A 26,825-nucleotide genomic window follows, 5' to 3' on the forward strand; every position below is an offset into this window, starting at 1 on the left:
GAATGTGAGTTTGGGGAAGTTGAAGCCGTGCCTGCGGAAAGCGAAGCTTTTTGACGTAGCTAAAAAAGAAGACGAATTTTAGGAAGTAAATTGACTCCTAATATTCGTCTTCTTTTAGGTTAAGAACTCAGCTCTTTTTTAATATAGATATTGGGAAGGTAAATTAACGTTGTCTCTTTTACTCAATTTAATATTATCCTCTTTATAACGTTCACGTAAACTCTCTTGAATATCTTCAGGTAGAGTGTATCTCTTATAATGGATCGCATAACTAATCTTGTTTTGTAAGAATGTTCTAGGCCATAACTTACCGAAACGTTTAGATTTTTTAACCTTGAACTTACCATTAGGGTTTTGTTTTGTTTTAAAATATTTATTTAACCTACGGGCAATCTTAGCTTGTAACACACCATAGCTCTTGTTTACCGGATCAGTCTTATAGTTAGGAATTTTATTAACCCCAATATAATTAAGTAACGCTAATAAGTAGTTTTTCTCATCTTTTTTAAGATTTTCATAGATAAATAGGTAATAGTCCTGTCCGAATATTTCTTCTACTAAATTTAAATACTCATTATATTTATATTGATCCAAGACTTCATGTCTTTCAAGCTTTTCCATATAATCTTCAACTTTTTGATATCCACCCATGTGTAGATACTGGATGTATAGCGATGACATCATTTGAACTTGTTCGCGAATACCAATAATTAATTTGACATCATATTGATCTTCCGGAAAAACACGTCTAAGATCTTTTAGAATGCTAGAATGCTTTTTAGGCTTTTTTGCTTAAATGGGCTACCTGATAATCCCTCGTAAGAAATTAAAGTAGGTTTACCTTCCTTGCCTAACCTATCAAACTTCGCTCTAATTTCATTTATATCTTCATCAGATAGTTTTCTAACACGAAGATTATAAAGTTCTTTTTTAATCTTTTTATTTTTAATGTGTCGTACTTTTTTTAGGTTAGGAAAAATGCTATTTTGTAAAAAGGTTGTAGCCGTTTTATGATATCCAACGTGTAGATAGATTGTTTTTCTCAAATTAAGCACCTTCTTTATGTAGTCTTTGCCACTATAAGAATTTTAAAGGATATTTAGATTAATCGCAATAATAATTTTATTAAGTGTACATTTCAACAAATTTTTAGCAGCCTGGATATGTGAATGGTTTTGACTAACATATTCTTTTGCTTGTTCGCCTAATTTATTTGCTTGTTCTCTATTATTTAATAAACCTATGATATGGTTAGTTAAATCATCTATTTTTTTTTCTTCAAATAATATGCCATTATATTCGTGTTGAATTAATTCTTTAAGACCACCAATAGAACTGGCGACAACTGGTTTACCAGCCGCCATGCCTTCTAAAGCAGCGATTGATGTTGCTTCCTCAACACCTTTAGTATGAATGCTTGGGATGAGTATAATTTGACTTAGTTTGTACAATGCGATCATATCTTCATGGGGGACAGAGCCTAAGAACTTCACATAATTTCCTAGATTCTCTTCTTTTACTAAGCTTTTTAGCTCCTCCGTCATCTCACCACTGCCTGCATATATTAAACACACATTAGGATTTGTTTGAATGACGTGTTTTAAAGCTTTAATGGGGTATATGACACCATTTTTTTCAGTCAGTCTTCTAGGTACAAGTAATAGGTTCTTATGAATAGGAATGTCATGTTTATTTGCAATAGAATTAACTTGATCGTTAGAGACATTAAATAAATGAGTGTTTATAAAATTGGGAATGGTGAATGCTTCTCTTCCTGATTCATGTTTCACATATTGTTTTAATCGTTGATCTACACACACTAATTCATCAGCAGTCTTGTATGCATATCGCTCAGAACGTTTGAATTTATGTGCATATGATGACCCATCATCTACAGCACCTCGGCTTATCGCCTCAAAGGTATAATACCCATGAATCGTCTGAACGGTTTTGGTTTTTAATTGTCTAGAAGCTAATGTAGCAAAAATATCTTGAGTATTGATTACATCATAATTTTCATGCACTAACTTTAGCTTTTTAAATAACAGAGATGATCTTCTTCGATCACCAAACCATTGCCCCTTGCCTAGTGACAATTGATTAAGGAGTCGACTCGGAGCTTTAATGGTTAAAAAGTCTAATATCCCTCTAAAGTCCGAACCAGATACGACATCTACTTCATGTCCTAGCTCTTCGAGTCCAGCTTTTAACGTGCTAATATGCGTTGATAAGCCACCTTCGTGGGGGTATTTAAAGATTGTACTTAATAGAATTTGCATTATTATGTTCCTTTCAGATATCTAACCATCAATGTAATCTCTTTTCTATGAACGATATAAAATGTGATGAAGGTAATCAAACTCGTTATGGTGATTGATAAAAACGTATAACCGTTAGAATAATAAGGCATAAAGAACCAAAGCATAAAAGCAATGATGCTTAAAGTGATACTCGCTCTTACTAATAACGATAGGTCAAACGTGCAATAACTTCTACGAATATAAATGTAAAAAAAGACTGATTGAATAAGCATAGAGCTTGATGTAGCAAGCGCAACACCATTAATCCCAAAGTAGTAAGCTAATAAAATGCTTAGCAGTATATTAAAAAACACACCAATGATACTTCCTAGCATGACCTGTTTATAAGCTTTATTGGCATAGAAATGTTGGACAAAGTATTCTCGTGTGCCGAAAAAGACCAACCCTAACGAGTAAAAATAAAAAGCTCCAGCTGTCCTGTTAGTAGCATCTTGCCCAAAAGCCCCTCGTTCGTAAACTAAGTTTACAAGGTTATTCGATTCAAAGCACATCACTATAAGAAGAGGAATAGACAGCAGCACAATCACTTTAAACCCACTGTACAAATAAGACCCGTATTCTTCTAATTCATTCATTTTGATGAGCCTACTTAATTTCGGATAATAAATCGTTGAGATAGGTATTAATAAAATACTTAATGGAATCCAAAGTAGTCTGTAACTATAATTTAAAGCTGCAATACCACCAGGCTCTAGAAAAGAAGCAACGATTCGGTCTACTACTAAATTAAGTTGAAGGGCAATAGCCGCAATGATAATAGGTAAGATTGGTTTTAATGATTTTAAATAGGTTAACGATTCTTTTAATTGAAACCCTTTAAACAGAAAGCGCTCAGACGATAGATGATATTGATAACCTAGTTGCGCCATACTACCTAGTAGTACAGCCGTAGCTAAGCTATACAACTCAATAAAAGGGTACAGGATTAGGATGAATATAATCGTAATAAAATTATTTAGTACGGCACCTAGTGCAGGTGGCGTGAAATGTTCGTTTGTATGAAAGACGACTTGTGTTAATGAATTAATGGTCATGATGAGTAGAATGGGAAGCATAACGAATACTAATAAGCTCGTGATGTCAAATTGTTCATCTGAAAAACCAGGTGCCATCAGCATCACGATAGGTTTAGCGAAAACCATTAATAACAGCATCAACATGAATGAAAACAATAAGATTAGGTGACTGTATTGAGTAAAAACTTTATGATCTTTTTGATTTTCTTTCACTTCCATATAGACTGGTAGGAGGTAACCTTGTATAGCGGTTCCAATAACAGTGAAAGCAATCGTTGGAATGATTAAAGCTACATAAAACATATCCGATGCTATACTTGTTCCGAAGTATGATGCTATGATGGCTTCTCTTACAAAACCAAGCAATTTACTTCCTATAGTTAAAATGGCAATAATACTAAACGCACGAAAGAACGTTTGGCGCTTAAGCATGGTCCACTCCTCGCGATCGATTAAAGAGAATTCCTAAAAGGGTAAAATATAGCATCATAAATGTTTTGCTTTCAAGTGTATTGTAATACAAACATGAAATTAGAAAAGTAATCGTTAAAAATATAAAGAACCACTTATCTTCAAATAAGTATTGAGTCCAAATCATTCTAAGTAATCTTATTAAAAAATCATTAGAAGAATCAATCCGACTAAACCTGTAGAGACGAGGATATGTATGTATTGATTGTCGGTATAAATATCCCCTTTGATGTTATATGTCTCATAGATAGGTGATGAAAAGGACTGCGTAGCTGAGTCACCAAATGTTGCAAATCCAGTCCCTATGATGGGATGATCCAAGAATATCTCTTTGCCTTTAATTAATATGTAAATTCTCCCCCAATTGGTGCTAGCTTTGATGGTCCGATCAGAGAACATCACTTGTAGACGTTCAAATAAATCTAATGAATCCTTTTTTGATTTCTTCTCACGTTGCTCAGTTTTATCACGATCATCTTTCTGATCAAACGCGTCAGCTAAAGATTGAGCGGGATAGTATATTAAGATAAAGCTTAATACAGTCAAGAGTGCCACTTTAAGAAAATACGTCCATTTCTTAGTGATGATTAAGTAAATGAATCCAGCAATAAAAAGGCTAATAATGAACCTCTTGAAGCGGTTAACAACACTGTGCTTAGTGTCGCTATTTGTACAATTGGAACCATAAATTTAAGTCTGGACTCCTTAACGAACGGTAAGAAGGTTAAAACAAATACAAATAATAAGTACATAGCTAAAACATTTGGATTTCCGAGTGTTCCATAAACTCTTTCTGCATTTTCCTTAGATAAATCCCATGCTGCCCAGGATTGAGGTAACATAACACTTTTCCCGAGAAGCTTTTCCAGTATTCCATGAACACTGATCACCAGTGCAGTCACGAACGTAGTATTAAGTAGAAGGATATAATCACGCTTCACCCAATAGTTATTTGAGAATATGAATACAAATATAAGCATTAAGCCCAAGGCCCTTAATTCCACAGCTAAAGAAATAATAGATACATTTGAAATGATTAGTGCCGATATACTTCCGATCATCAAAAACAGTAAATAATATATAAAATAAGACTGTTTTCTTGAAAGCGAGTAAATGTCACTCTTTTTATAAAACAAGGTGATGACCAGTGCAGATATTAATACAGCATCCCCTAAAAAGGTGAGCCCTTGATTGATTTCTGACATAATTGGACGTAAAGGGTAATAAACAAATAAAAACATCATATTAGTCTTTAAATACTTGATGCTGAATAACACCATTAATAAGATGAGCAAGTATGCTAAGGCATCGTATGGTAAAATTAGGGTTACCATTAAAAACAGGATATAGAATAACAACAATTTCAAATTCATTAGTATATGACACTCCAAATATGAAAGGAATATAAATATGATCAGAACAACTCACATCAATATATTAGATGTCGAATTTATACATACAACGAGAAAACAATTAATAAACCAGACAATTAATCATTATGGTCAAAAACCTATATTTTTAGTAACAGCTAATCCAGAAATTGTGATGCATGCGCAAGAAAGTCAGCATTATAATCAAATATTAAAAAGCGCTGATTATGTTATAGCTGATGGGATTGGTATTATTATAGCCTCAAAAATACTAAAAAACCCTTGCCAGAAAGAATTCCAGGGATTGAGCTAATGGAAGACTACTTAAAGTATGCCAATCAAGAACAAAAATCTGTTTATTTATTAGGGGCAAAAGAGCACGTGGTTGAAAAAGCAGCAACAAAAATTAAAAATAAATACCCGAATTTAGTTTTAGCTGGGTATCATCATGGGTATATAGATATCAATGACTCAAAAATCATTAATCAAATTCAAGAGGCGAAGCCGGACTTTGTATTTGTAGCTTTAGGATATCCGAAGCAGGAAGAATGGATTTATACACATAAGGAGAAACTAGACAAAGGAATCGTTATGGGAGTTGGAGGAAGCTTTGATATTTGGGCAGGCGAAGCGAAACGAGCACCAAAGGTTTGGCTTAAATTAAACCTAGAGTGGTTGTATCGCTTAGTGACCAATCCGACACGAATCAAAAGGATGGTTCAATTGCCTAAATTCTTAATACATGTACTTAGGGGAAAATAATACCGTAAAGGAAGACCCTATTTGCGTGTACTGCATTTAAATACAGGTAATGAAACTGGCGGAGGCATGCACCACATACTTTCTCTACTATCTAAGTTTAACGAAAATGAGGTAATCTTAGGGTTATTCGAACGTGGTGAAATGCTTGAAAGAGCGAAAGAGCTAGGAATTCCAGTCGTGCTTTTTGAACAACATAATCAGAAAGATTTAACGGTTTTATGGGAATTAATCAAATTCTTAAGAGAAGAAGATGTTCAATTTGTTCACACCCATGGACCTAGAGCGACATTTTTAATGGCGTTAAGTAAAAGGTTCATTAGACAGCCAGTGATCACGACCATTCACAGTAATCCTCAAGATGATTTTTCTGGTAGAGGTCTTAAGGGTCTAATATGCTATCACTTGTATAAATGGTCCTTTAAAAATGTGGATCACTTTATCGTGGTTTCAAGGTCATTCTCGGAGATTATGCAAAATGCCTTCAATGTTCATCCAAACGCCATTTCAACAATCTGGAATGGAATCGACTTTAGTGAGAAAGTGGATGGATTAAACAGGTTCTCATTGGGTTTTAATGATGAGGACTATATCATTATCATGATTGCAAGGTTAGAATCAGTAAAAAGACATTGGTTAGCTATTGAAGCATTTCAGCAATTCTTAGAGGTTAAACCTAATGGACATTTGCTTCTTATTGGCGACGGCGTTGAAAAGGATAATGTTATAAAAGCGCTTTCAAAGAACGATTTAGATAATCATGTCCACATAATCGGATATCAGGAAGAAGCTGTACAATACTTAGAAATAGCGGATTTATTCTTATTAACGTCAAAGAGCGAAAGTTTCCCGTTAGTATTATTAGAAGCGGCAAGAGCAAAAGTTCCAATCGTGACAACAAATGTTGGTGATGTTAAAAAACTTATCCCAAATGACGAATACGGAACGGTCGTCAATGAAGATAGTCCAAAAGAAATTGCTCAAACTATGTACCAAGTTGCTACGCATAATCACGAAGATCAAACAGAAAAACTATATGAATATGCCAAAAGTCATTTTTCGTTGCAACATTTTTTATGATCAGATACGTCTAATTTACAGTGATTTAAACACTAAGCAAATGGAATGTAAAAAAATTGTAAAGAAATTCAATGCATAGTGTGATACAATATTCGTTAGTTATTTTAAAGTTAGTAGGTGACAACCATGTTTTACACGCATGTATTAATTGGTTTTGTAATAACATTTATATTAACAATAGCCATTACACCTTTAGTTATATATATTGCTAAGAAGTTTGGGTTGGTCGATCGACCTAACGATCGTAAGAAGCATAATGGAGAAGTTCCATTACTTGGCGGTTTAGCTATTATCATACCTATTATCGGTGGGTTATTATATTATCAGCCTGCGCACTATGGCTTAACGGCTATTCTTATCGGCGCGGCATTAATTATTTTTCTGGTATTGCAGATGATATTTATAATTTAAAACCTTTAACTAAGTTAGTTGTTCAAGTAACAGCAGCAGTTATTGTCTTATCATCAGGATTAATGATCGAGAAAGTGACAATCCCGTTAATGGGAAGTGTTGATATAGGATGGTTTGGTTATGTTCTAACCATCTTGTGGATTGTAGGTATTACTAATGCCATGAATCTAATTGACGGGCTAGATGGTTTAGCTACAGGTGTTGCAGGCATTGCCTTTATGAGTATCTTTGTCATGGCAATGGGAGATACCGTAACATTAGTCATTTATTTAAGTGCTATTTTCATTGCGGCATTATCAGGGTTCTTATTGTATAATTTTTACCCTGCAAAATATTCTTAGGAGATACTGGATCACTATTTATTGGTTATTCATTGGCCGTCATCTCGATGATGGGGCTATTTAAAAATGTAACAGTATTTACATTTATAGTGCCAATCGTGATCTTGACGATTCCAATTTTTGATACGGTTTTTGCTATTATTCGAAGAGCGATGAACAGACAACACATCATGACAGCGGACCGAAAGCACATTCATTACGTCCTATTAGAGATGGGATTAGGACATCGTAAGACGGTCCTATTGATTTATTTGTTTAGTGCTTTCTTTGGTATTACAGCCATCGTCTTTACGAACGCAACGACTTTACTTCATTATTCATTATGGTGGCAGTTCTGTTCGTTCTTCATATTTTAGCGGAGTTAACGGGGGGTTGTGTCGAACGGTAAGCAACCATTAGTCAACAGCATCAAGCGGTTATTTCAGTACAAATAAGGGTGACACACGATGAAAGTATCAGTAATTATTCCGGTTTATAACACAGTAGAATATTTGGAGGACTGTTTAGAATCAGTCATAAACCAAACGTATAAAGATCTCGAGATTATTGTCGTTAACGATGCGTCAACAGATAATAGCGGGTTAGTAATCGATGAATTAATGAAAGCAGACAATCGTATAAAGAAATACGATCTAACTGAAAGAAAAAGGCGTAGGTTCTGCCAGAAATAAAGGTATAGAAGTAGCCACAGGTGATTATCTTTACTTTGTGGATAGTGATGATGTGATTCACGAGAATGCCATTAAGCATTTAGTCGATCACATTGGCGATGATCGTATTATGTCTGGCAGTGTTTCAACCATAAAATCTTTAGATCAAATGGAAGAATTTGAAGAGAATGAAGTACCAGAAATAAAAGTGCGTAAAACATCTAAAGTGTATACAAGCCGTACGGTTCAAAAAGGGCTTTTCTCTAGAAAGGCAGTTATTGATCACAATATTAAGTTCTTAGAGAATGTGACGACTTACTCGGATTATTCATTTGTCTATGCGTTTTTTTGCTAATGAGCCTTACACACAATACACGAGGGACAGCCGTTACTTTAGGAGAAAACGTGTTGATTTAATTAATAATCCAAACATTCTTGAAGAAGCAGATTATTATCAACGAAGCATAGATTATTTGAACATGTATTTATCGGTTGAGCCTGAATATAGTGAAACTCCAAACGTAAAATATATTATAGATACTGATTTAATGAACTTCTATCGTAAGACGTTCTTATTGTTTATGCGTGACCCAGAAGAGTATGAAGAGGTATTCGATTTATTAAATCAGGTCTTTAATAAATTATCTTCCAAAGTTTATCGAAAACAAAATCCATTTGTTAAACGAGAAATTAGAGCTATTCAAAAAGGTGACGCAGAGAAGTTTAAGAACTTAATCAGGTTGCACCACATTCTAAGCGATGTGAAAAGAGGGGCTACGAGCCGTACCAACTTAAGAAAACTCATTTACAACCGAGTATTCTTAAAGCAATCGGTTAAAAGAGATCATGTCGTTTTTGAAAGCTTTATGGGTAAAGGGTATTCATGTAATCCGAAATCAATTTATGAATATATGCTTGAAAACAGACCTAATTATAAATTTATTTGGATTAACAACGGCAAACAACTAGATATTCCAGGTAACCCTAAACAAGTTAAACGGTATTCATTAGGCTATTATTATTATATGGCAAGAGCTAAGTATTGGGTGTTTAATACAAGGTTACCTAAACATGTGAAGAAGCGTGATGAAACGGTTTATCTTCAAACATGGCATGGAACACCTCTAAAACGCTTAGGTGTCGATATTGAGGCCGTACAAATGCCTGGTACAGATACAGGTAGGTATAAGAAGAATTTCACTTTTGAAAGTAGCCGGTGGGATTACTTAATTAGCCCAAACCAATACTCATCGGACATCTTTAGAAGAGCCTTTAATTTTGATAACAAAATGTTGGAGTACGGTTATCCTAGAAATGATATATTGCATCAAGCTAATCAGGGTGATATTGATCGAATTAAGAAAAAGGCAGGAATCCCAGTCGACAAGAAGGTTATTTTGTACGCTCCAACTTGGAGAGATAACCAGTTCATTGAGAAAGGTAAATACTCCTTTGAACTGCCTTTAGATTTAGACCGAATGAGGGAAGAGCTATCAGATGAATATGTATTAGTCTTAAGACTCCATTATCTAGTCGCAAGTCAGCTTGAACTCACAGGATACGAAGACTTTGCCTATGATTTATCAACTTACGACGATATCGCAGAATTATATTTGATCTCAGATATCTTAGTGACGGATTATTCATCTGTATTCTTTGACTATGCAAACCTGAATAGACCCATTCTCTTTTACACGTATGATTTAGATGATTATAAAGGGAAAATACGCGGTTTATATTTTGATATTGAAACCGAAGTACCAAGTCCTCTACTGATGACATCAGATGAACTTATTAATGCTATAAAAAATATTGATGAACTGAATGAAAATTATAAAGAAAAATATAAGGAATTTTATAACAGGTTCTGCAGCTGGGAAAATGGAAAAGCCGCAGAAAAATGTTGTGAAAACAGTGTTTGGTGAAGAGGCTTAGTCATGTGCTGGCCTCTTTTTTGCATATAGTGGTTCATAATACCTACTCGCATAAATGTATAAGTTTATTGAAAATTGTCATTTACACCTAACATTTTTGTAATAATTTTGATATAATTCTGTAGTAGACGACAAAACACGACTTTAAAATACATAATAAAATTTGGACATAAAATATGGAGGTGAGCAAAACCATGACTTATAGGTATAGGCTTTTAGCACTATTATTCGTGGACTCTTTTATCGTTATAACGGCAATATTCTTAAGTTCTTATTTGTTATATGACACATTCTTCATAAGGCAAGAAGCCCTAATCCTTTCATCATTCACACTACTTATTTGCCATCACATTTTTTTGCCATGTTTTATGGGCTTTATCAAAAAGCTTGGGAATACGCTAGTATTGGAGAGCTTAAAGGAATCTTTAATGCTGTCACGTTATCGATCTTAGTGACAGGATTCATTCAATACTTCGTGTTTGAAGGGATACTACTTAGAGCTTTAGTCGTTACTTGGATGTTACATATTCTATTAATTGGTGGTTCTAGATTCTCTTGGCGTGTATTCCGTGACCAATATTTTAATGTGAAAAGGGATTTAAGAAGAACGTTAATTATTGGTGCAGGTGATGCGGGAAGTATGGTCGCACGTCAGTTAATAAATAACAAAGATACGGAACTAAAACCAGTAGCCTTTATAGATGATGATCCAAATAAAGCTAAATTACAGGTGTATGGCGTAAGAGTGGTAGGCACGTCAGATGAGATTGAAAAAGTGATAGACAATTTTCGAATTGAACATGTGATTATTGCGATTCCATCACTGGATAAAAAAGGCCTTAATGACATCTTTGAAAAATGTGTTAATACGAAGGTTAAAACTCAGATACTACCAAAAATTGAAGATATTATTTCTGGTAAAGTATCCGTTAATCAATTTAGAGATGTGCAGGTGGAAGACTTATTAGGACGTGAACCAATAGAATTAGATATTGAATCAATCTCTGAATCTATTACAAACCAGACGGTGTTAGTTACAGGTGCTGGTGGTTCAATAGGATCTGAGATTTGTAGACAGGTCTCCAAATTTGACCCAGCTAAGGTTATTTTATTAGGGCATGGGGAGAACAGTATCTATCAAATAGATATGGAACTACGTCAAAAGCACGGAACACAATTTGAAATCATTCCAGTTATCGCAGATATACAAGATCGTGATCGCATTTATGACGTGTTTGAAAACTATCAACCTGATGTCGTGTACCATGCAGCTGCGCATAAGCACGTTCCGTTAATGGAGTTCAACCCTAGGGAAGCGATTAAAAATAACGTATTTGGAACAAAGAATGTTTCAGATGCTGCCGACCATGTAAGTGTTGGAACATTTGTATTGGTATCATCTGATAAGGCTGTGAATCCAACGAATGTTATGGGAGCTACTAAACGGGTTGCTGAAATGGTTATTCAAGCTAAAAGTAAAGTGAGCTCTACTAAGTTTGTTGCGGTCAGGTTTGGAAATGTACTAGGTAGCCGCGGTAGTGTCATCCCATTATTTAAAAAGCAAATTCAACTGGGAGGTCCTGTGACAGTTACGGACCCTGAAATGACGCGTTACTTTATGACCATTCCTGAAGCTTCAAGATTAGTTATACAAGCTGGATCTTTAGCGCGTGGTGGTGAGATCTTTGTGCTTGATATGGGAGAGCCAGTTAAGATAGTCGAGTTAGCTGAAAATTTAATTCGTTTGTCAGGTTTTAATTTAGAAGATATCGGAATTAAATATACAGGGATTAGGCCAGGTGAGAAAATGTATGAAGAGTTGCTTGGTGAAGATGAAGTAACGAACAAAGAAATCTTCCCTAAAATATATATAGGTAAAGCGACTTTTAATAAAAACATTAATATTGAAACCGAAATAAAGAAACTGGTTGAATCGGAAGAGAAAGAATTAAAGTCTAAAGTAATGAGATTAATAAAAGAGATGAAAAGAATATTTATTCTATTTCTAACTAGATAAGGCGGGGAATACACTTGGAACAGGAAATTAGTTTAAGAGAGATTATAGAAACATTATGGAAAGGAAAGTGGATTATAGCTAGTATAACAGCAATTGCAGTTTTGTTAGCAGCATTATATAGCTTTGTGATGGTGATTCCTACATATGAATCAAAAAGCTCAGTGATTATTAATAATACAGACCTACCTATAGGTTCACTAACTGAATACACCAATAATTCCACTTCAAGAGATGTAGTTGTTGAAGTCATGAAATCTCCTGAAGTGCTACAAAGCACAATTGAGGAACTTAAATTAGAGCGAAGTGTTTCATCATTGCAAGGTAGTCTTAATGTTACTAAGCCAAAAAATAATGAATTATTAATCAATCTTTCTATTCAAGGATCTAATCGGGATTTGATTGCAAAAATACTAGAAGCTGTTGTCACAAACACTAAAAAACATATAAGCTCTAATCTTTCAGATTATATTACTTCCTATAAATCTATGTATGAAAATAAACTAAAAGAGCAAGAAGAGTCCCTGGATGAGTATTAAGTGAATATAACAAACTGGAAGACTCGGAAGGATTACCATTGCTTGTTTTATTCCAACAAAATGCGAGTGATTCGCAATATGTATTAGAAGCTAATGAAAGTCTTTTACAGGAATTAAGAAATTTAGAGAAAATTACTCAAGTCGAATATGAACAAATAAACGCCAAAATTGATCAAGCAAATAATAAATATAAGCAGTATTATCAAAAATACGAAGATGCTTTATCTGCCGAAGATTTACAAATTGTAGATGAACGGGTAAATATTTTATCTAAACCGTATACACCATCTAGTCCTATTTCTCCTAATAAAATGTTGAATATAGGCGTTGCCTTAGTATCAGGGCTAATGCTTGGGGTTTTCATAGTTTTCATTAGAGATTACTGGAATCAAAGTAAGGGAGAGCAATTATAACCAAAGTCAAAAAAACATTATAACAGTAGCAGTTTATTAACTCTATTCCTCCTCATTGTAACAGGCAGAGGTCAACGCGCCAAAGAAGGGTGAATTATTACAAAGTTAAGGTAAAGTAAATACAGGCTACTAGAAAAAATTTGAAATTATGGGTCAATACGTCTTAAACAAAAAGTCATGGACCACTTAGGCCAACACAAAGTCTAAGCAGCTAACGAATCACAACTAACTGTTGCATTAAACGAACAATAATTCATTTACTGTTATGATTTTGTAGATCGTCTTTTGATGTTAGTGATATTAATGGATGCTTAAAGGCGACGATTCTAATGTCATTGGTTAGGCCAAGATGAAGTGAAAGAGGATAATTATGCTAAATACTAAAAAACTGTAAAGTTAAGTAGCAGATTGTAAAGGAGGAGTGATTAAGTGTGATGATAAGAAAATTGTATAGTTCATTATTTAAAAGAATACTAGATTTCACTATTGCTATAATAATTACATTGTTTTTAAGCCCACTTCTAATTTTATTAGCTATACTAATAAAAACTAAAATCGGTTCTCCTGTAATTTTTAAACAACAACGCCCTGGTTTAAATGAGACTATATTTACAATGTATAAATTTCGTACGATGACAAATGAAGTTGATGACAATGGTGAATTACTACCAGATGATATCCGTTTAACCAAATTTGGAAAAATTCTAAGGTCAACATCACTTGACGAACTACCTGAATTATTTAATATTCTTAAAGGTGACATGTCTATCGTGGGCCCCAGACCATTATTAGTGGAATATTTAAATTTATATAATGATTATCAACGAAGAAGACATGAAGTAAGACCTGGTTTAACCGGGTTGGCTCAAGTTAACGGACGGAATTCCCTTGGTTGGCAAGAAAAATTCAAGTTAGATGTACAGTATGTTGATCAAGTGAGTTTAATTTTAGACATCAAAATCATGATACTAACGGTTTTAAAAGTTTTTCTAAGAGAAGGAATCACTTCTACAACGTCTAGTACTAACGAGAAATTTATCGGGAATGAATAGGTGATTGTTTTGAGTCGTGATTTAATCATTGTAGGTGCCAGCGGACATGGAAAAGTTGCTGTAGATGTAGCTAATCAAATGAACAAATGGGAAAACATTTATTTTTTAGATGATAATGATAAGTTGAATGAAATAAATGGACATAAAGTAATTGGAAATATTGATAGTGCTAAAGAATATAAGAATGGTTATGACTTTTTCGTTGCCATAGGTGATAATTACATACGTCAAAAAGTATATAATTTCTTGGTTAAATTTGATGTAAACATTATTACATTAATTCACCCAAATAGCACTATAAGTGACAGTGTATTAATTGGTGAGGGTACAATTGTTATGCCTGGAGCTGTTATCAATGCTGATAGTACTGTTGGTAAGTGTTGCATTATAAATACTTCCGCATCAATAGATCATGATAATAGAATCAGAGATTTTGTACATATTTCACCTGGTTCAAATTTAGGTGGTAATGTAATAGTTGAGAATATGTCTTGGATTGGTATCGGAAGTACAATTTTAAATAATGTATGTATTGGTGAGGGTATAATTATTGGAGCAAGTAGCTTGGTTCTAAGATCAATTAAGGAATCGGGGACTTATGTAGGTATTCCGGTACAGAAAAGTAATAAAACATACACAATACCTAAATAGATTCATTTAATGTTTAGGAGGACGGAATAGATTTTTAAATTTATATTAGCTTTTGTTAAGAAAGAAGTGCGTTATAATGAAAAAAATATTTGGATACTTAATCATTATGCAACTGATATGTATTATAACGAAGGTGGACGTCATTATTCATTTGCATCTAACTTAAAGTCTAAAGACTATAACCCTGTAATATTCTGCGCTAATACAAGACATAATAATAATGATTATGTTGATACTGGAGAATCTTTATATGTAACAGAACACTCAAATGGTATTCCCTTTAATTTTGTAAAGACTCGACCTTATGAGGATAATGGAATTCAGCGAATTAAAAACATGCTTTCCTTCTATAAAAATGTTAAAAAAGCTGCAAAGCAGTATTCAAAAGTGAATTCTAAACCCGATATCATAATTGCTTCGAGTGTTCACCCACTAGCGTTAATAGCAGGGGTAAAATTGGCTAAATACTATAATATACCTTGCATAACTGAAGTAAGGGATTTATGGCCAGAGAGTTTAGTAGCCTATGGTGTAATTAAGCCCAATAATATATTAACTAAATTACTATATAAAGGTGAAAAATGGATATACAAAAAATCAAATAGAATAATAATGACTTGGCCTGGTGGAGGAAAGTATATAGAAGATAAGGGTTGGAGTAATGATATTAACTTAAATAATGTACATCATATAAGTAATGGAGTGGAGCTTGAAACCTTTGATTATAACTGTGAAAACTATGAATATATTGACTCTGATTTAGACAATAGGAATCAAAAGAATATTGTTTATACTGGTTCAATAAGAAAAGTAAATAATATAAATAACCTATTAGATGTTGCTAAATTAATTAAGCATGAAGGTAAGAACGATATCAGATTTTTAATATTTGGTAATGGCAACGAACTTGAGAACCTCATAGACCGTTGTAACAGAGAAGGAATAAATAATGTTATATTCAAAGGTAGAGTAGATAAAAAGTTTATTCCATCTATATTGACAAAATCCACTATTAATATATTGCATAATTCTAGCACTTCACTAGATAAGTATGGACAAAGTCAAAACAAATTGTTTGAGTACTTAGCAGCTGGAAATCCTATTGTTCAGACTTATACTACTGGTTTTAGTGTCTATCAGAAATATAATTGTGGTTTAAGTTCTAGCAACCAACATCCAAGTGACATAGCTCAAAACATATTATATTTAATAGAAAACAGAGAAAAGCGTCAATTTTTAGGTGAAAATGCACGAAAGGCATCTTATGATTTTGATTATAAAGAGTTAACTAATAAGTTGATTGAATTAATAGAGAGTACTTAAAGGGGAGATCACCATGAGTTTAGTTGAAGGTATATTAAATAAATATGAAAAATTATCAGTAATCGGTCTAGGCTATGTAGGTTTACCAATAGCTGTAGCTTTTGCAAATAAAGTAGATGTTATAGGATTTGATATAAATAAGTCTAAAATAGACCAATATCGATCAGGAATTGATCCAACCGAAGAGGTTGGTAATCAAAAATTAAAGACACATCAATCGAATTTACTGATGATGAATCAAAGATAAAAGAAGCAAGGTTCCATATTGTTTCTGTTCCAACTCCGATTAAACCTGACAAAACACCTGACTTGTCTCCAATTGAAGGGGCAAGTAAAGTAATTGGTAGAAATTTAACTAAAGGATCAATTGTTGTATATGAATCAACTGTTTACCCAGGTGTTACAGAGGATGTGTGCATTCCAATCTTGGAGAAGGAATCGGGTTTGAAATGTGGTGTGGATTTTAAGGTTGGTTATTCACCTGAAAGAATTAATCCTGGTGATAAAGTTAATACATTGGAAAAGATAGTTAAAATTGTTTCAGCAATTGATGAAGAAACCTTGGATGAAATTGCACAAGTTTATGAACTTGTTATTGACGCTGGGGTACATAGAGCAAAGTCAATAAAAGTTGCTGAAGCTGCAAAAGTAGTTGAAAATAGCCAACGTGATATAAACATTGCATTCATGAACGAGTTAGCTATGGTTTTTGACCGAATGGGCATTGATTCAACAGATGTTGTGGAGGCAATGAACACAAAATGGAATGCCTTAGGGTTTACTCCAGGTCTTGTTGGTGGCCATTGTATTGGTGTTGATCCCTATTACTTTATTTACGAAGCAGAAAAACTTGGGTATCATAGTCAAATTGTACTCTCAGGACGTAAAATTAATGATAGCATGGGTGAATTCGTAGCTGATGCAATAATAAAAAAAATTAATTAAAACAAATAAAGTTGTTAAACAAGCTAAAGTAGCTATTTTAGGTTTGACTTTTAAAGAAAATACACCAGATACACGAAATTCTAAAGTCATTGATATTGTCTATGGATTAAATGAGTTTGGAATTGAACCAGAAATTGTGGATCCAGTAGCAAATCCTGAAGAAGTATATCAAGAATATGGTCTTGAATTAACTTCTATGGATCAACTAAATGATCTCGATTGTATTGTACTAGCGGTTGCACATGATCAATTTAAGGATATGGATTTATCTGTATTTAACAAATTATTTGCTAATGTTTCCAATGAAAACAAGGTGATTATTGATGTTAAAAGCGTTTTTGGACAGAGAATCAATAGAGGCCGAGGGATTTGAATATTGGAGACTGTAGAAGAGAGTGAAATTAATTGAAAGTATTACATATAAATTCATATTATAGTACAAGCTCATTTTATAAAAATATGTACGATAAGCAAAAAGAACAAGGGTTAGATATTGATGTGTTTGTTCCAGTTGCTAAAGGTTTTGAAATAAATCGAAATTTAGGAGACTACACAATAATTAGCGAAAACCATAAATACGATCGTTATATATTTCACTTAAAGCAAAAAAAATCCTAAAAGACATTCAATTTAAATACGATGTAACAAATTATTCTATACTACATGCACATTCATTGTTCACTAATGGTTATATTGCCTTTAAACTGTTCAAGAAATATCGGACACCATACGTTGTCGCTGTTCGGAATACTGATGTTAATTTGTTTTTCAAAAAAATGATACATCTTAGGAAATTAGGAATTAAAATTTTTAAAACATGCTCATAAAATTATTTTCATTTCACCTCCTTACAAGGAAAAAAAGTTCTTAGTCAATTCATTCCCAAATCATTAAAGGATGAGATTGAAAATAAAACACATATCATACCAAACGGTGTCGATGATTTTTGGTTAAAAAATAAGAATAATCCTAAAACAAAAGTGAAAATGACATTAAAATTCTGCATGTTGGAGACGTAAACAATAATAAGAATGTTTTGTCTACAGCAAAAGCGGTTGAAAAGTTAATTGATAATGGATATGAATGTGAATTTACGGTAGTGGGTAAAGTAATGGATCATAATGTGTATAAAAATCTTATAAAACATAGGTTTATTAAATATCTACCACCTGTTAGTAGAAAAATAGAATTGTTAGAGATATATCGAGCTAATGATATTTTAGTAGTGCCTTCATTTAAAGAAACATTTGGAATAGTATACCCGGAAGCAATGAGCCAAGGTTTACCAGTAATTTATTCAAAAGGGCAAGGCTTTGATGGTCACTTTAGTGATGGGGAGGTTGGGAAAAAGTAACATCAAATGACGAAAAAGAGATTGCAAGTAAGATTAAGGATATCTTAAGTGTATACAAGCAGATATCTGAGACATGTTTGGTAAACTCGGAACGTTTTTAAATGGAAAACGATTTCTAATGAATACAATAAAATTTATGATGAGGTAATAAAATAGTAATCATAACATTATATTTGGGAAATATGTTACTTATAATCAAGAATACTCAAATGCGCTAACGAACAATTGATATAACTCCTTAAATGGGCAGAGCTTAAATCGAGTTTTCATTTTAACTACTTGATGAAAAACAAATAGAATGGTTTCGTCCCGCTAATTTAATACGGACTGTTTTTAGGGTGTTCTATGTATCGAACATCTTAAAATTTACTAGATTTAAAGTATTCTCATCTGTTGGATTAAATTTGTGTACTTGGAGAATACTGTGTTAATTTAACTTTATACAAATAATGTTTTTGAATTGATTACCAAATCTTAAACTATAAACATATTAGATAAGGATTAATGTTACTATGGTTAAAAAATGTTAAAGATGTAGCATACTTTTGCATAATTACTTCCCTACTGGGAGCAACAACAATATCAGTTGATCTTGTATTTTTCAATTTTCTCTATTTAGAATCACTTTTTTAATACTTATGATTTTCACTTTTGTGATTCTGTGGGTAAGAAATGATAAATTTACTATAAATAAAAAGAATAGTCAAAGTTATTCAATAATGTTTTTTATATTTTGGTTTTTTTATTCTATAATCACAATTGCATGGGTCGAGGATTATGCTTCATGGATTCAAGACCTATATTTTATTGGACTCGCAACTTTTCTAATAATTTCATTTAGTTACATATTTAATAACGTTAATGATATATTAGTGGGCTTTAGATTATTCTCTATTATGAGCATTTTTCATATAATTATTGGAATTTATGAAATATTCACTAACAATTACTTTTTTTAAATGAAGATAGAGTTCCTATATATTCTGTATATGATCATCCTGTATCAATTTTTAATAACACAAATAATTATGCTACTTTTATTACGTTTGCTATATTCACTTTAGCGATTTGTTTTAAAAATACATCCAGTTTTATCGCTAAGTTAATTTACGTAGTTTTTATTTTTTTAAGTGTTTATACATTAATTATGACTTCTTCTAGGGCCAATATTATAGGATTAGTGATCGGAATAGTTGTATTTTTATTATAACAATTTTTATACAAAGAAAAGCTAAGGTACTATATGGACTAATGGTTTTAATATTGATGATTTTTGCAGTATCATCTGTGTTTATTTCAGATATTGTTGAATATTTAACAAATAATTTGACTTTTGATTTTTCTGCAGAAACGGGATCAATATACATACGTGAGAATTTATATAAAAATGCTTTAATCTTCTTATTTGAAACTTTTGGTTTTGGCACTGGCACTGGTAATTTAGAGTACTGGATGATGAATTATAGTACATTTCAAACAGACAGTGTTTTAGCTGTACACAATTGGTGGATTGAAATTTTATCTACTTATGGTGTTTTAACTTTTCTCTTATACGTTATATTTTATTACAAACTCGTTAAAGATCTTATTATAAATATAGTAAAATCAAAAAATGAAGTAATAACTTCTATCTCTATTGGCTTATTATGTATAATGTCTTCTTTTACAATTAATTCATTGAGCTCTAGTACTCTAATTAGCAGTGAATGGATGTGGGTGTTCTGGGCTATAATAATAAGCTTTCAGGGATTAACTTATGAAGAGAGACGCTGATTCAGACTAAATTCATATTTATTTACTTAATAACTTTATTAATAATAAACGGTCGGTGGTATTAGTGAAAATTTTTATATTACAAGTTTAGATTCACAAAAACGGGAGGGTTAATTAACGCAACATTTGAACGTGTAAAAAGACATGCTGAATATAATGATGTTTTTATCGTAAACAATAACTACTACAAAACTACTTTTATAAATTTTTGCTTAAAATATTTAATAAAGATTCATCAATTGACACAAAACTTATGGATAAAAATGAAATTAATGGGCTGGCAATCTACAATCAAAATATTCGAATATCTTTATTTAAATACATAAAAAGGCTTTTACAAGGTAGTGATGCTGAAAGGATTGTTAAATTATACAAAGAAAAGCAATATAGAGAGATCATTGATTCGAATGTTATTCATGCCCACTGGGGGATGCCTCACGGGTATATTGCTTATCTTTTAGGTAAGGAATTTAAAATACCTTACTTTATCACTTTACATGGTAGTGATGTAAACAGTGTTAAAGAGAAAAATTTGAGTAAATTAATTACTGCATTAGAAAATGCCGATAAATGTTTTTTCGTTAGTGAGGAGTTGTTAAATTCAGCTATTAATAAAGGTTATTCAGGTAAGAATGCGGTGATTACTTATAATGGCGTTGATACTGAAAAATTTTATTTGAAGAATGAATTTAATAAAAAATTTAAAAAAATAGGGTATGTAGGCTCTTTAGAATACAAAAAGGGTGCAGATTTACTTCCGAAAATATTTAGTAATATTCATATGAGATACCCTAGTACTAGATTTAAAATAGTTGGCGATGGCCCTTTAAAACTCTCGCTAAAAAAAGAAATTTCTAATTTAGGTATTGAAGATATAGTTGAGTTTACTGGCAATGTAGACAAAGATTCTGTTCCTATATTTTTAAATGACGTAGATTTAGTAGTAATACCTAGCCGAATGGAAGGTCTAGGTATGGTTGTTTTGGAAGCGAATGCTATGGGGATTCCAGTTGTAGGTAGTAATGTAGGGGGAATTCCTGAAGCTGTAGGGAATTATAAGAATGTGTTTAATCTAGACAATTATTTTATATTTAATATTAGCAAAAGATCAATTGAAATTTTAAAAAATGAAGATTATAAAAATAATGCTAGGTTGCTAAGAAATAGAGTAGAGGATTCTTTTAATTGGGATTCAATAGTAAGTATTGAGCAGAAGTTTTATGAATTATCAATTAAAGATTAACAATGATAGTAATACAATGGAATTAGGATTAGTATTTATAGGTATAACTATAGGATTATTATTTGGTCTAGGGCATGGAAGTGCAACTAAATTCCCAGGCACTAATATTTCTGAACATTATTATATAGATACATAAGTTATTCACCTTAGTTTACACTCATGGGCTTGTTAGTTATATACCTAAATATCTTGAATTTATAACAAGAAATTTAGAAATAAGAACTATTTTATAGCTATAGTCTAAATAGAAACGTGTATTGTTTCTATTTAAAGTGCATATTACTTATCATTAGTCTTAATAGATTTACACTTATTATATAAATCTATTATAAAATAAATTAGTTAGTTCCAGTTAAACCAGTCAAAATTAAATGTTCTTTGTCTTTTACTATTCACAGTTTTTTGCGTTCTATTACAAAATATGCGATATTTTGATGAGTGGCTATTTTAAAGAAGGCAGTGAATAGTATATACAAAATTGCTTCCTATTAGATGTAATGTTGTAGCCTCAATAAAATATTTACTTATAATTTGGATTATCTATTATTCTTTCTTTTTTCTTTAGAAATTTTTTAATCTAAATCCAGTTATTGAATTTATTCTAATTAAAGTTATATAGTATTATCGATCAAATGAAAAAATTGAATTTATATAAAATGCTTAATCAAGAGGTATATGAGAGGTTTGAATTGGAGGTTATTATGAAAAAAGCTAATTTGTTTGTTATTGGTGCTTCTAAATGTGGCACTACGAGTTTATATGAAATATTAAAAGAGCATCCAAATATATGTATGTCTAACTTAAAAGAAACTGGATATTTTGCAAAGAAGACTAATCACAGAAAAATGTAAATTATGAAAGTTATTATTATCACTATGATGATGAAAAAGTAATAGGTGAAGTTAGTCCAATTTATAGTGAGTTAAATGTAGTACCTTGGGTTCCAAGAGAAATCCACAATTATAATTCAGATGCCAAAATCATCTATATTATAAGAAATCCAATTAAGAGGATGGAATCTGTATGGAAACAAACAATGAGTACAGGGCATTGGAGAGAGAAAATATATGAACAAAAGTTTGGGGTAAATATTAATATAATGCCTTTAGACTTTAAAAAAGCTATATTTAATTATCCCCCTTTTCTCGAGGCCTCGAAATATTGGGAACAAATACAGGAATATAGGAAGTTTTTTAATGATAATCAAATTAAAGTAATTTTATTTGAGGATTTTGTAAACGATCCTGATGGAGTAATGGCTAATATTTATGATTTCCTTGGAGTAGAGAAAGTTGATGTAAGTAACCAAGATGTACATTTGAATCCAAGTCAAGGGAAAACTATGATAAATCCAAAATATAAAAAAGTATCTAAATTACTCCAAGAAATAAATAAAAGACTCAAAATGCCTTACATAATAAAAAGATTCGTAAAATCTAAAGTTTCTAAGCCTATTCCCCAAAATACAATTGAGGGTAATTTAAAAAAGATATATTAAATATATTAGAAGAAGATATAATAAAGGTTTTATCTTATGCCGACAAGAATATAAATTATTGGAAATTTTAAATTGAATATTGATTGTATATTAAATTAAGTTGAAATTATTGTATGTAATAAAGGAGAATAATAAATACATGAATAAAAAAATACCAGATTTTTTATCATTGGTGCAGCAAAGTCAGGTACGACTTCGCTGTATGAATATTTGAAACAACATCCACAAATATATTTCCCAGAAAGAAAAGAACCACACTTTTTTGGGAATATGAAGCCTGGTGGTGAGCATGTAAATAACATTAATGAATATTTAAAGATGTTTGAAGATGCACCTGATAATACTGTTATCGGAGAAGCTTCTACATCTTATTTGTATTCATCTGATGCTGCAAATAAAATTAAAAAATTTAATAATAATGCAAAAATTATTGTAATGTTAAGAAATCCAGTTGATCGTGCTTACTCTATGTACCGACATCAAGTTCGAAACGGTTCAGAAAACCTTTCATTTGAAGAAGGATTGAAGGCAGAGGAAAGTAGAATATTAAAAGGTTGGAAATATGGTTTTCATTATTTTGCAGGTGGAAAATACTCCTGGCAAATAGAGAACTATTTTGATTTCTTTGGTGATAATAATGTAAAGGTTTTTTGTTTGAAGACTTTAAAGAAAATCCGTATGCTACATTATTTGATATTTTAATTTTCTGAATGTTGAACATGAAGTAAAAATAAATACCGAAAAAGTACATAACGTCAGTAATAAACCTAAGAGTAAGAAATTAAAATTACTTGTTGAATCAAAAGAACCTATTAAAAGAATTGCTAAAAAAATAATCCCTGAATTTCACAGAAAAAGGTTAAAAAAATATTTAATAACAAAAAATATGTCAGACCATTATGATAAAATGAGTGAAAAGACTAGAAATCATTTGATTAATGAATATAAAGAGGAAATCAATTATTTAGAAAAGTTGCTTGATAGAGATTTATCGCTGTGGAAAAGATAGATTGTACTCAATAAATAAAGTAAACTAATGTTTTGCAATTGCAAATTGTTTAACATTTTGTCGAAGGCGAGACGATAATAGGTTATATTTACTATAAGAAATTTGCAGATGCTTTATATAGTTATAATCCAAATGGAAATTAAATATTTACATTGAGAAATCTTGTTACGGGTCTTTCTCCATCAATGAGAAAAGACACAAAGATATTTAATTAAATATTTTATGATATAAAAAATCTGAGAATATAATAATAAGAGACTTAAATCTTTGGTTAAAGCTCTGAATAACTATTTTCATTTAGGTTTTAATTGATAATTCAAAAGGTGAATATTAATGTCAAAGGAAATTAAAAATGTTACAAAGCAATCTGGAATTGTATTTATAGGAAAGGTATTAGGTTTAGTATTAGGATTGATATTTAACGTTTTTAGCTGCACGTTATTTAGGGGCAGAATTATTCGGGAAATTCACTTATATATTTACTTTTATTAGTTTTTTTCCAATAATAGCCCTATTGGGAATTCAACAAGGAATAGTCTATTATATACCGAAATTGGATGAAGAAAAAACTATAAATTTAAAAGTGAAATTATAACTATAAGCTTTTTGATAGTTTCCTTAATTGGTGTAATATTATCATTTGTACTAATCTTAAATAGTGATTTTATATTGAATACTGTCTTAAATAGCAAAGAAGAAGCATACAATAGTATTTATTATTTAGTTGTTCCACTTATTGTTTTTTAGCACTATCACAATTGCACAGGGTGTGTTTAGAGGTGTGAAACACATTAAGCCGTTTGTAATTAATCAGGATTTTATTGTACCATTATTGAAAATTTTAGTTTTAGTGATTTCTATAATTTTTCTAGGTAATCAAATAGAAACAATAATTCTTTCTTTTTATGTTTCAATAATAATAGGTTGTTTATATTTGATTAATGCAATAAGAAAAAAAGATTTATTTGGTAAAATTTCTTTAGAATCAATGAAGAATTATAAGCAAGTGTTACTGTATTCATTTCCTTTGTTATTTACTGGATTTCTTGGATTCATAAGTCAAAAAACAGATGTTTTTATGATTGGGTATCTTCTTAATGATCAAGATGTTGGTGTTTATAGGATTGCTTTACAAATTGGAACTCTTAGCAGTTTTACTTTAGTTGCCTTCAATATGATATTTGCTCCTACTATTTCATCACTTTTTTCATAAAGGAAATATTAAAGAACTAGAATTGATGTTTAAAACTATTACGAAATGGGTAGTCACTGTTAATTTACTTGCATTCGGATTAATTTTATTATTAAATGAAGAGATTATGCTTGTTTTCGGTTATGAGTTTTTATTTGGATCAACAGCTTTAGTGCTAGTAGCTATTGGTCAAGTTGTGAATGCAGGTGTAGGCTCTGCAGGGCAATTTTTGACAATGACGGGACACCCTTTTCTTACAATGATAATAAATTTTATGACAGTAATATTAAACATTTTCTGAACTTAACATTTATTCCGAAATTCGGAATTGAAGGAGCGGCGCTGGCTTCATTAATGTCAGTTGCATTTGCTAACATTTTAAAACTGATCTTATTATATAGCATCCACCGAATCCAACCTTATGATAGATACTTTCTCAAAATGTTACTCAGTGTAAGTCTAAGTTTTATAGTAATCTACTTTTTAAAATTATTTATTGATTTTCATTTTATAATTAGTATCTTAATTCTTGCAATAGCCTACATAATGATTTTCCTAATATTATACTATTTTGTAGGGATGAATAATGAAGATAAACGTATTTTAAATGAAATCAACAAATATATTAAATTGAAATTGAAATAATAAATATTATTATTAAGTTAAACTATTAATTAATATTTTAGAGGTGATAGAATGATTGTTTCTCATAAACATAAGTTTATTTTTATAAAAACTAGAAAGACAGCTGGTACTAGTTTAGAAATAGCTTTGTCCAGGTATTGTGGTTCGAATGATATAATAACTCCTATTTCATCTATAGATGAAGAGTTAAGAAAGGATGAAGGGTTATACCCAATAAATTTTCTGAAATCATATAATGAACTAAATTTGAAAGAAAAATTCAATTATCATGTTAGAAAAAAAACACCCTTTAAATATTATAACCATATGCCCGCCGAAGAAGTAAAAAACTTTATAGGTAATGACAAATGGCATGATTACTTTAAGTTTTCAATCGATAGAAATCCATGGGATAAGGTTGTTTCACTATATCATTATGAAGTGGGAAAAAGTAAACAGGAATTAACTTTTGCAGAGTGGTTTAAAAAAGGAAACTATGCTAAAGCATATAATTATCCATTGTATTCAAGTTCAAATGGTGAAATTTTGTTAGATTATATTTGTAATTATGAAAATTTAAATGAAGAGCTACAATTTATTCAAAATAAACTAGATTTTGATATTGTTAGTTTTATGCCAAGGGCTAAAAGTGAATTTCGAACAAATAAAAAAGATTTGAGTTCTTATTATAATTCTGAAATGTCCTATATTGTTACAAATTACTTTAAAAATGAAATAGATCTACATGGGTACGAAAAACCTTTTAAGTAAATTATTTGCTAGACTTAAAAAGTATATACGAAAGATATATGTGCAAGGGATTGATACGATAGTAAAGAGCA

Annotated in this window: 27 protein-coding genes and 4 pseudogenes; 25 read left to right on the forward strand and 6 right to left on the reverse strand. The window is 31.3% G+C overall.

The window, feature by feature from the left end; translation table 11 throughout:
- Positions 1-138: 138 nt before the first annotated feature.
- The 6 genes from JCM13188_RS12905 to JCM13188_RS12930 form a co-directional block, all read right to left on the reverse strand.
- Positions 139-681, reverse strand: a complete 543-nt coding sequence (locus tag JCM13188_RS12905; RefSeq protein ID WP_279401829.1) for a hypothetical protein — start codon at positions 679-681, stop codon at positions 139-141.
- 77 nt (positions 682-758) lie between these two features.
- On the reverse strand, positions 759-1,046 hold the full coding sequence (locus tag JCM13188_RS12910) for a hypothetical protein (protein WP_054754507.1): 288 nt from the start codon (positions 1,044-1,046) through the stop codon (positions 759-761).
- 42 nt (positions 1,047-1,088) lie between these two features.
- Positions 1,089-2,279, reverse strand: a complete 1,191-nt coding sequence (locus JCM13188_RS12915; RefSeq protein WP_054754508.1) for a glycosyltransferase family 4 protein — start codon at positions 2,277-2,279, stop codon at positions 1,089-1,091.
- 2 nt (positions 2,280-2,281) lie between these two features.
- A complete protein-coding gene (murJ, locus tag JCM13188_RS12920) occupies positions 2,282-3,769 on the reverse strand; it encodes a murein biosynthesis integral membrane protein MurJ (protein WP_054754509.1) in 1,488 nt (495 codons plus the stop codon).
- A gap of 180 nt (positions 3,770-3,949) precedes the next feature.
- Complete coding sequence (locus tag JCM13188_RS12925; protein ID WP_369405034.1) at positions 3,950-4,498, reverse strand: O-antigen ligase family protein; 549 nt, start codon at positions 4,496-4,498, stop codon at positions 3,950-3,952.
- Positions 4,396-5,181 (reverse strand): hypothetical protein, encoded by a 786-nt coding sequence (locus JCM13188_RS12930; RefSeq protein WP_054754511.1) that lies wholly within the window; start codon positions 5,179-5,181, stop codon positions 4,396-4,398. Before JCM13188_RS12930 ends, JCM13188_RS12925 begins: the two co-directional genes overlap by 103 nt.
- Before the next feature lie 37 nt (positions 5,182-5,218).
- On the opposite strand from JCM13188_RS12930, the pseudogene JCM13188_RS21960 reads away from it, so the two are divergent.
- The 25 genes and pseudogenes from JCM13188_RS21960 (at position 5,219) to JCM13188_RS13045 (ending at position 26,754) form a co-directional block, all read left to right on the forward strand.
- Positions 5,219-5,940: pseudogene (locus tag JCM13188_RS21960) on the forward strand (WecB/TagA/CpsF family glycosyltransferase).
- Positions 5,941-5,961: 21 nt separating this feature from the next.
- Complete coding sequence (locus JCM13188_RS12940) at positions 5,962-7,017, forward strand: glycosyltransferase (RefSeq protein ID WP_054754512.1); 1,056 nt, start codon at positions 5,962-5,964, stop codon at positions 7,015-7,017.
- A 126-nt stretch (positions 7,018-7,143) separates the two neighbouring features.
- Positions 7,144-7,428, forward strand: coding sequence for a hypothetical protein (locus JCM13188_RS21245; protein ID WP_369405031.1), 285 nt, complete (start codon positions 7,144-7,146; stop codon positions 7,426-7,428).
- Entirely contained in the window at positions 7,416-7,769 is a 354-nt protein-coding gene (locus tag JCM13188_RS21250; RefSeq protein WP_369405035.1) for an MraY family glycosyltransferase, read from the forward strand. Before JCM13188_RS21245 ends, JCM13188_RS21250 begins: the two co-directional genes overlap by 13 nt.
- A 47-nt stretch (positions 7,770-7,816) precedes the next feature.
- Positions 7,817-8,125: an MraY family glycosyltransferase gene (locus tag JCM13188_RS21255; RefSeq protein WP_369405032.1), complete on the forward strand. Its 309-nt coding sequence runs from the start codon at positions 7,817-7,819 to the stop codon at positions 8,123-8,125.
- Between the two features lie 90 nt (positions 8,126-8,215).
- A complete protein-coding gene (locus JCM13188_RS12950; protein WP_054754513.1) occupies positions 8,216-8,440 on the forward strand; it encodes a glycosyltransferase family 2 protein in 225 nt (74 codons plus the stop codon).
- A 4-nt stretch (positions 8,441-8,444) separates the two neighbouring features.
- Positions 8,445-8,774, forward strand: coding sequence for a glycosyltransferase (locus JCM13188_RS12955; protein WP_279401842.1), 330 nt, complete (start codon positions 8,445-8,447; stop codon positions 8,772-8,774).
- Entirely contained in the window at positions 8,758-10,344 is a 1,587-nt protein-coding gene (locus tag JCM13188_RS12960; RefSeq protein ID WP_279401843.1) for a CDP-glycerol glycerophosphotransferase family protein, read from the forward strand. Before JCM13188_RS12955 ends, JCM13188_RS12960 begins: the two co-directional genes overlap by 17 nt.
- Before the next feature lie 203 nt (positions 10,345-10,547).
- Positions 10,548-12,370: pseudogene (locus JCM13188_RS12965) on the forward strand (SDR family NAD(P)-dependent oxidoreductase).
- Between the two features lie 14 nt (positions 12,371-12,384).
- Positions 12,385-12,906, forward strand: coding sequence for a YveK family protein (locus JCM13188_RS12970; RefSeq protein ID WP_054754515.1), 522 nt, complete (start codon positions 12,385-12,387; stop codon positions 12,904-12,906).
- 38 nt (positions 12,907-12,944) lie between these two features.
- Complete coding sequence (locus tag JCM13188_RS12975) at positions 12,945-13,319, forward strand: GNVR domain-containing protein (protein ID WP_054754516.1); 375 nt, start codon at positions 12,945-12,947, stop codon at positions 13,317-13,319.
- Between the two features lie 434 nt (positions 13,320-13,753).
- Positions 13,754-14,371: a sugar transferase gene (locus tag JCM13188_RS12980; protein WP_054754556.1), complete on the forward strand. Its 618-nt coding sequence runs from the start codon at positions 13,754-13,756 to the stop codon at positions 14,369-14,371.
- A gap of 9 nt (positions 14,372-14,380) precedes the next feature.
- The gene (locus tag JCM13188_RS12985; protein WP_439646644.1) at positions 14,381-15,022 is read left to right on the forward strand and encodes an acetyltransferase; all 642 of its coding nucleotides are present in this window, start codon (positions 14,381-14,383) and stop codon (positions 15,020-15,022) included.
- A gap of 66 nt (positions 15,023-15,088) precedes the next feature.
- Positions 15,089-16,345, forward strand: a complete 1,257-nt coding sequence (locus JCM13188_RS12990; RefSeq protein ID WP_279401831.1) for a glycosyltransferase family 4 protein — start codon at positions 15,089-15,091, stop codon at positions 16,343-16,345.
- A gap of 13 nt (positions 16,346-16,358) precedes the next feature.
- Positions 16,359-17,679: pseudogene (locus JCM13188_RS12995) on the forward strand (nucleotide sugar dehydrogenase).
- 16 nt (positions 17,680-17,695) lie between these two features.
- The gene (locus tag JCM13188_RS13000) at positions 17,696-17,908 is read left to right on the forward strand and encodes a hypothetical protein (RefSeq protein WP_054754517.1); all 213 of its coding nucleotides are present in this window, start codon (positions 17,696-17,698) and stop codon (positions 17,906-17,908) included.
- A 370-nt stretch (positions 17,909-18,278) separates the two neighbouring features.
- Positions 18,279-18,644, forward strand: a pseudogene (locus JCM13188_RS13005) (glycosyltransferase); the annotation flags it as partial.
- 1,206 nt (positions 18,645-19,850) lie between these two features.
- Positions 19,851-20,417 (forward strand): O-antigen ligase family protein, encoded by a 567-nt coding sequence (locus JCM13188_RS13010; protein ID WP_279401845.1) that lies wholly within the window; start codon positions 19,851-19,853, stop codon positions 20,415-20,417.
- 253 nt (positions 20,418-20,670) lie between these two features.
- Complete coding sequence (locus tag JCM13188_RS13015) at positions 20,671-21,660, forward strand: glycosyltransferase (RefSeq protein ID WP_054754520.1); 990 nt, start codon at positions 20,671-20,673, stop codon at positions 21,658-21,660.
- A 701-nt stretch (positions 21,661-22,361) separates the two neighbouring features.
- Positions 22,362-22,511 (forward strand): hypothetical protein, encoded by a 150-nt coding sequence (locus JCM13188_RS19310; RefSeq protein WP_279401832.1) that lies wholly within the window; start codon positions 22,362-22,364, stop codon positions 22,509-22,511.
- A 101-nt stretch (positions 22,512-22,612) separates the two neighbouring features.
- Positions 22,613-23,158, forward strand: coding sequence for a sulfotransferase family protein (locus JCM13188_RS13020; RefSeq protein WP_279401846.1), 546 nt, complete (start codon positions 22,613-22,615; stop codon positions 23,156-23,158).
- Between the two features lie 165 nt (positions 23,159-23,323).
- Entirely contained in the window at positions 23,324-23,860 is a 537-nt protein-coding gene (locus JCM13188_RS13025) for a sulfotransferase (RefSeq protein WP_279401847.1), read from the forward strand.
- Positions 23,861-24,903: 1,043 nt separating this feature from the next.
- Positions 24,904-25,380, forward strand: coding sequence for an oligosaccharide flippase family protein (locus JCM13188_RS13030; protein ID WP_279401833.1), 477 nt, complete (start codon positions 24,904-24,906; stop codon positions 25,378-25,380).
- 25 nt (positions 25,381-25,405) lie between these two features.
- A complete protein-coding gene (locus JCM13188_RS13035; protein WP_279401834.1) occupies positions 25,406-25,660 on the forward strand; it encodes an MATE family efflux transporter in 255 nt (84 codons plus the stop codon).
- A 395-nt stretch (positions 25,661-26,055) separates the two neighbouring features.
- Positions 26,056-26,754 (forward strand): sulfotransferase family 2 domain-containing protein, encoded by a 699-nt coding sequence (locus tag JCM13188_RS13045; RefSeq protein WP_054754526.1) that lies wholly within the window; start codon positions 26,056-26,058, stop codon positions 26,752-26,754.
- Positions 26,755-26,825 lie beyond the last annotated feature (71 nt).

It is taken from the genome of Piscibacillus salipiscarius JCM 13188, assembly GCF_001311865.1.
Lineage (GTDB): Bacteria > Bacillota > Bacilli > Bacillales > Alkalibacillaceae > Piscibacillus > Piscibacillus salipiscarius.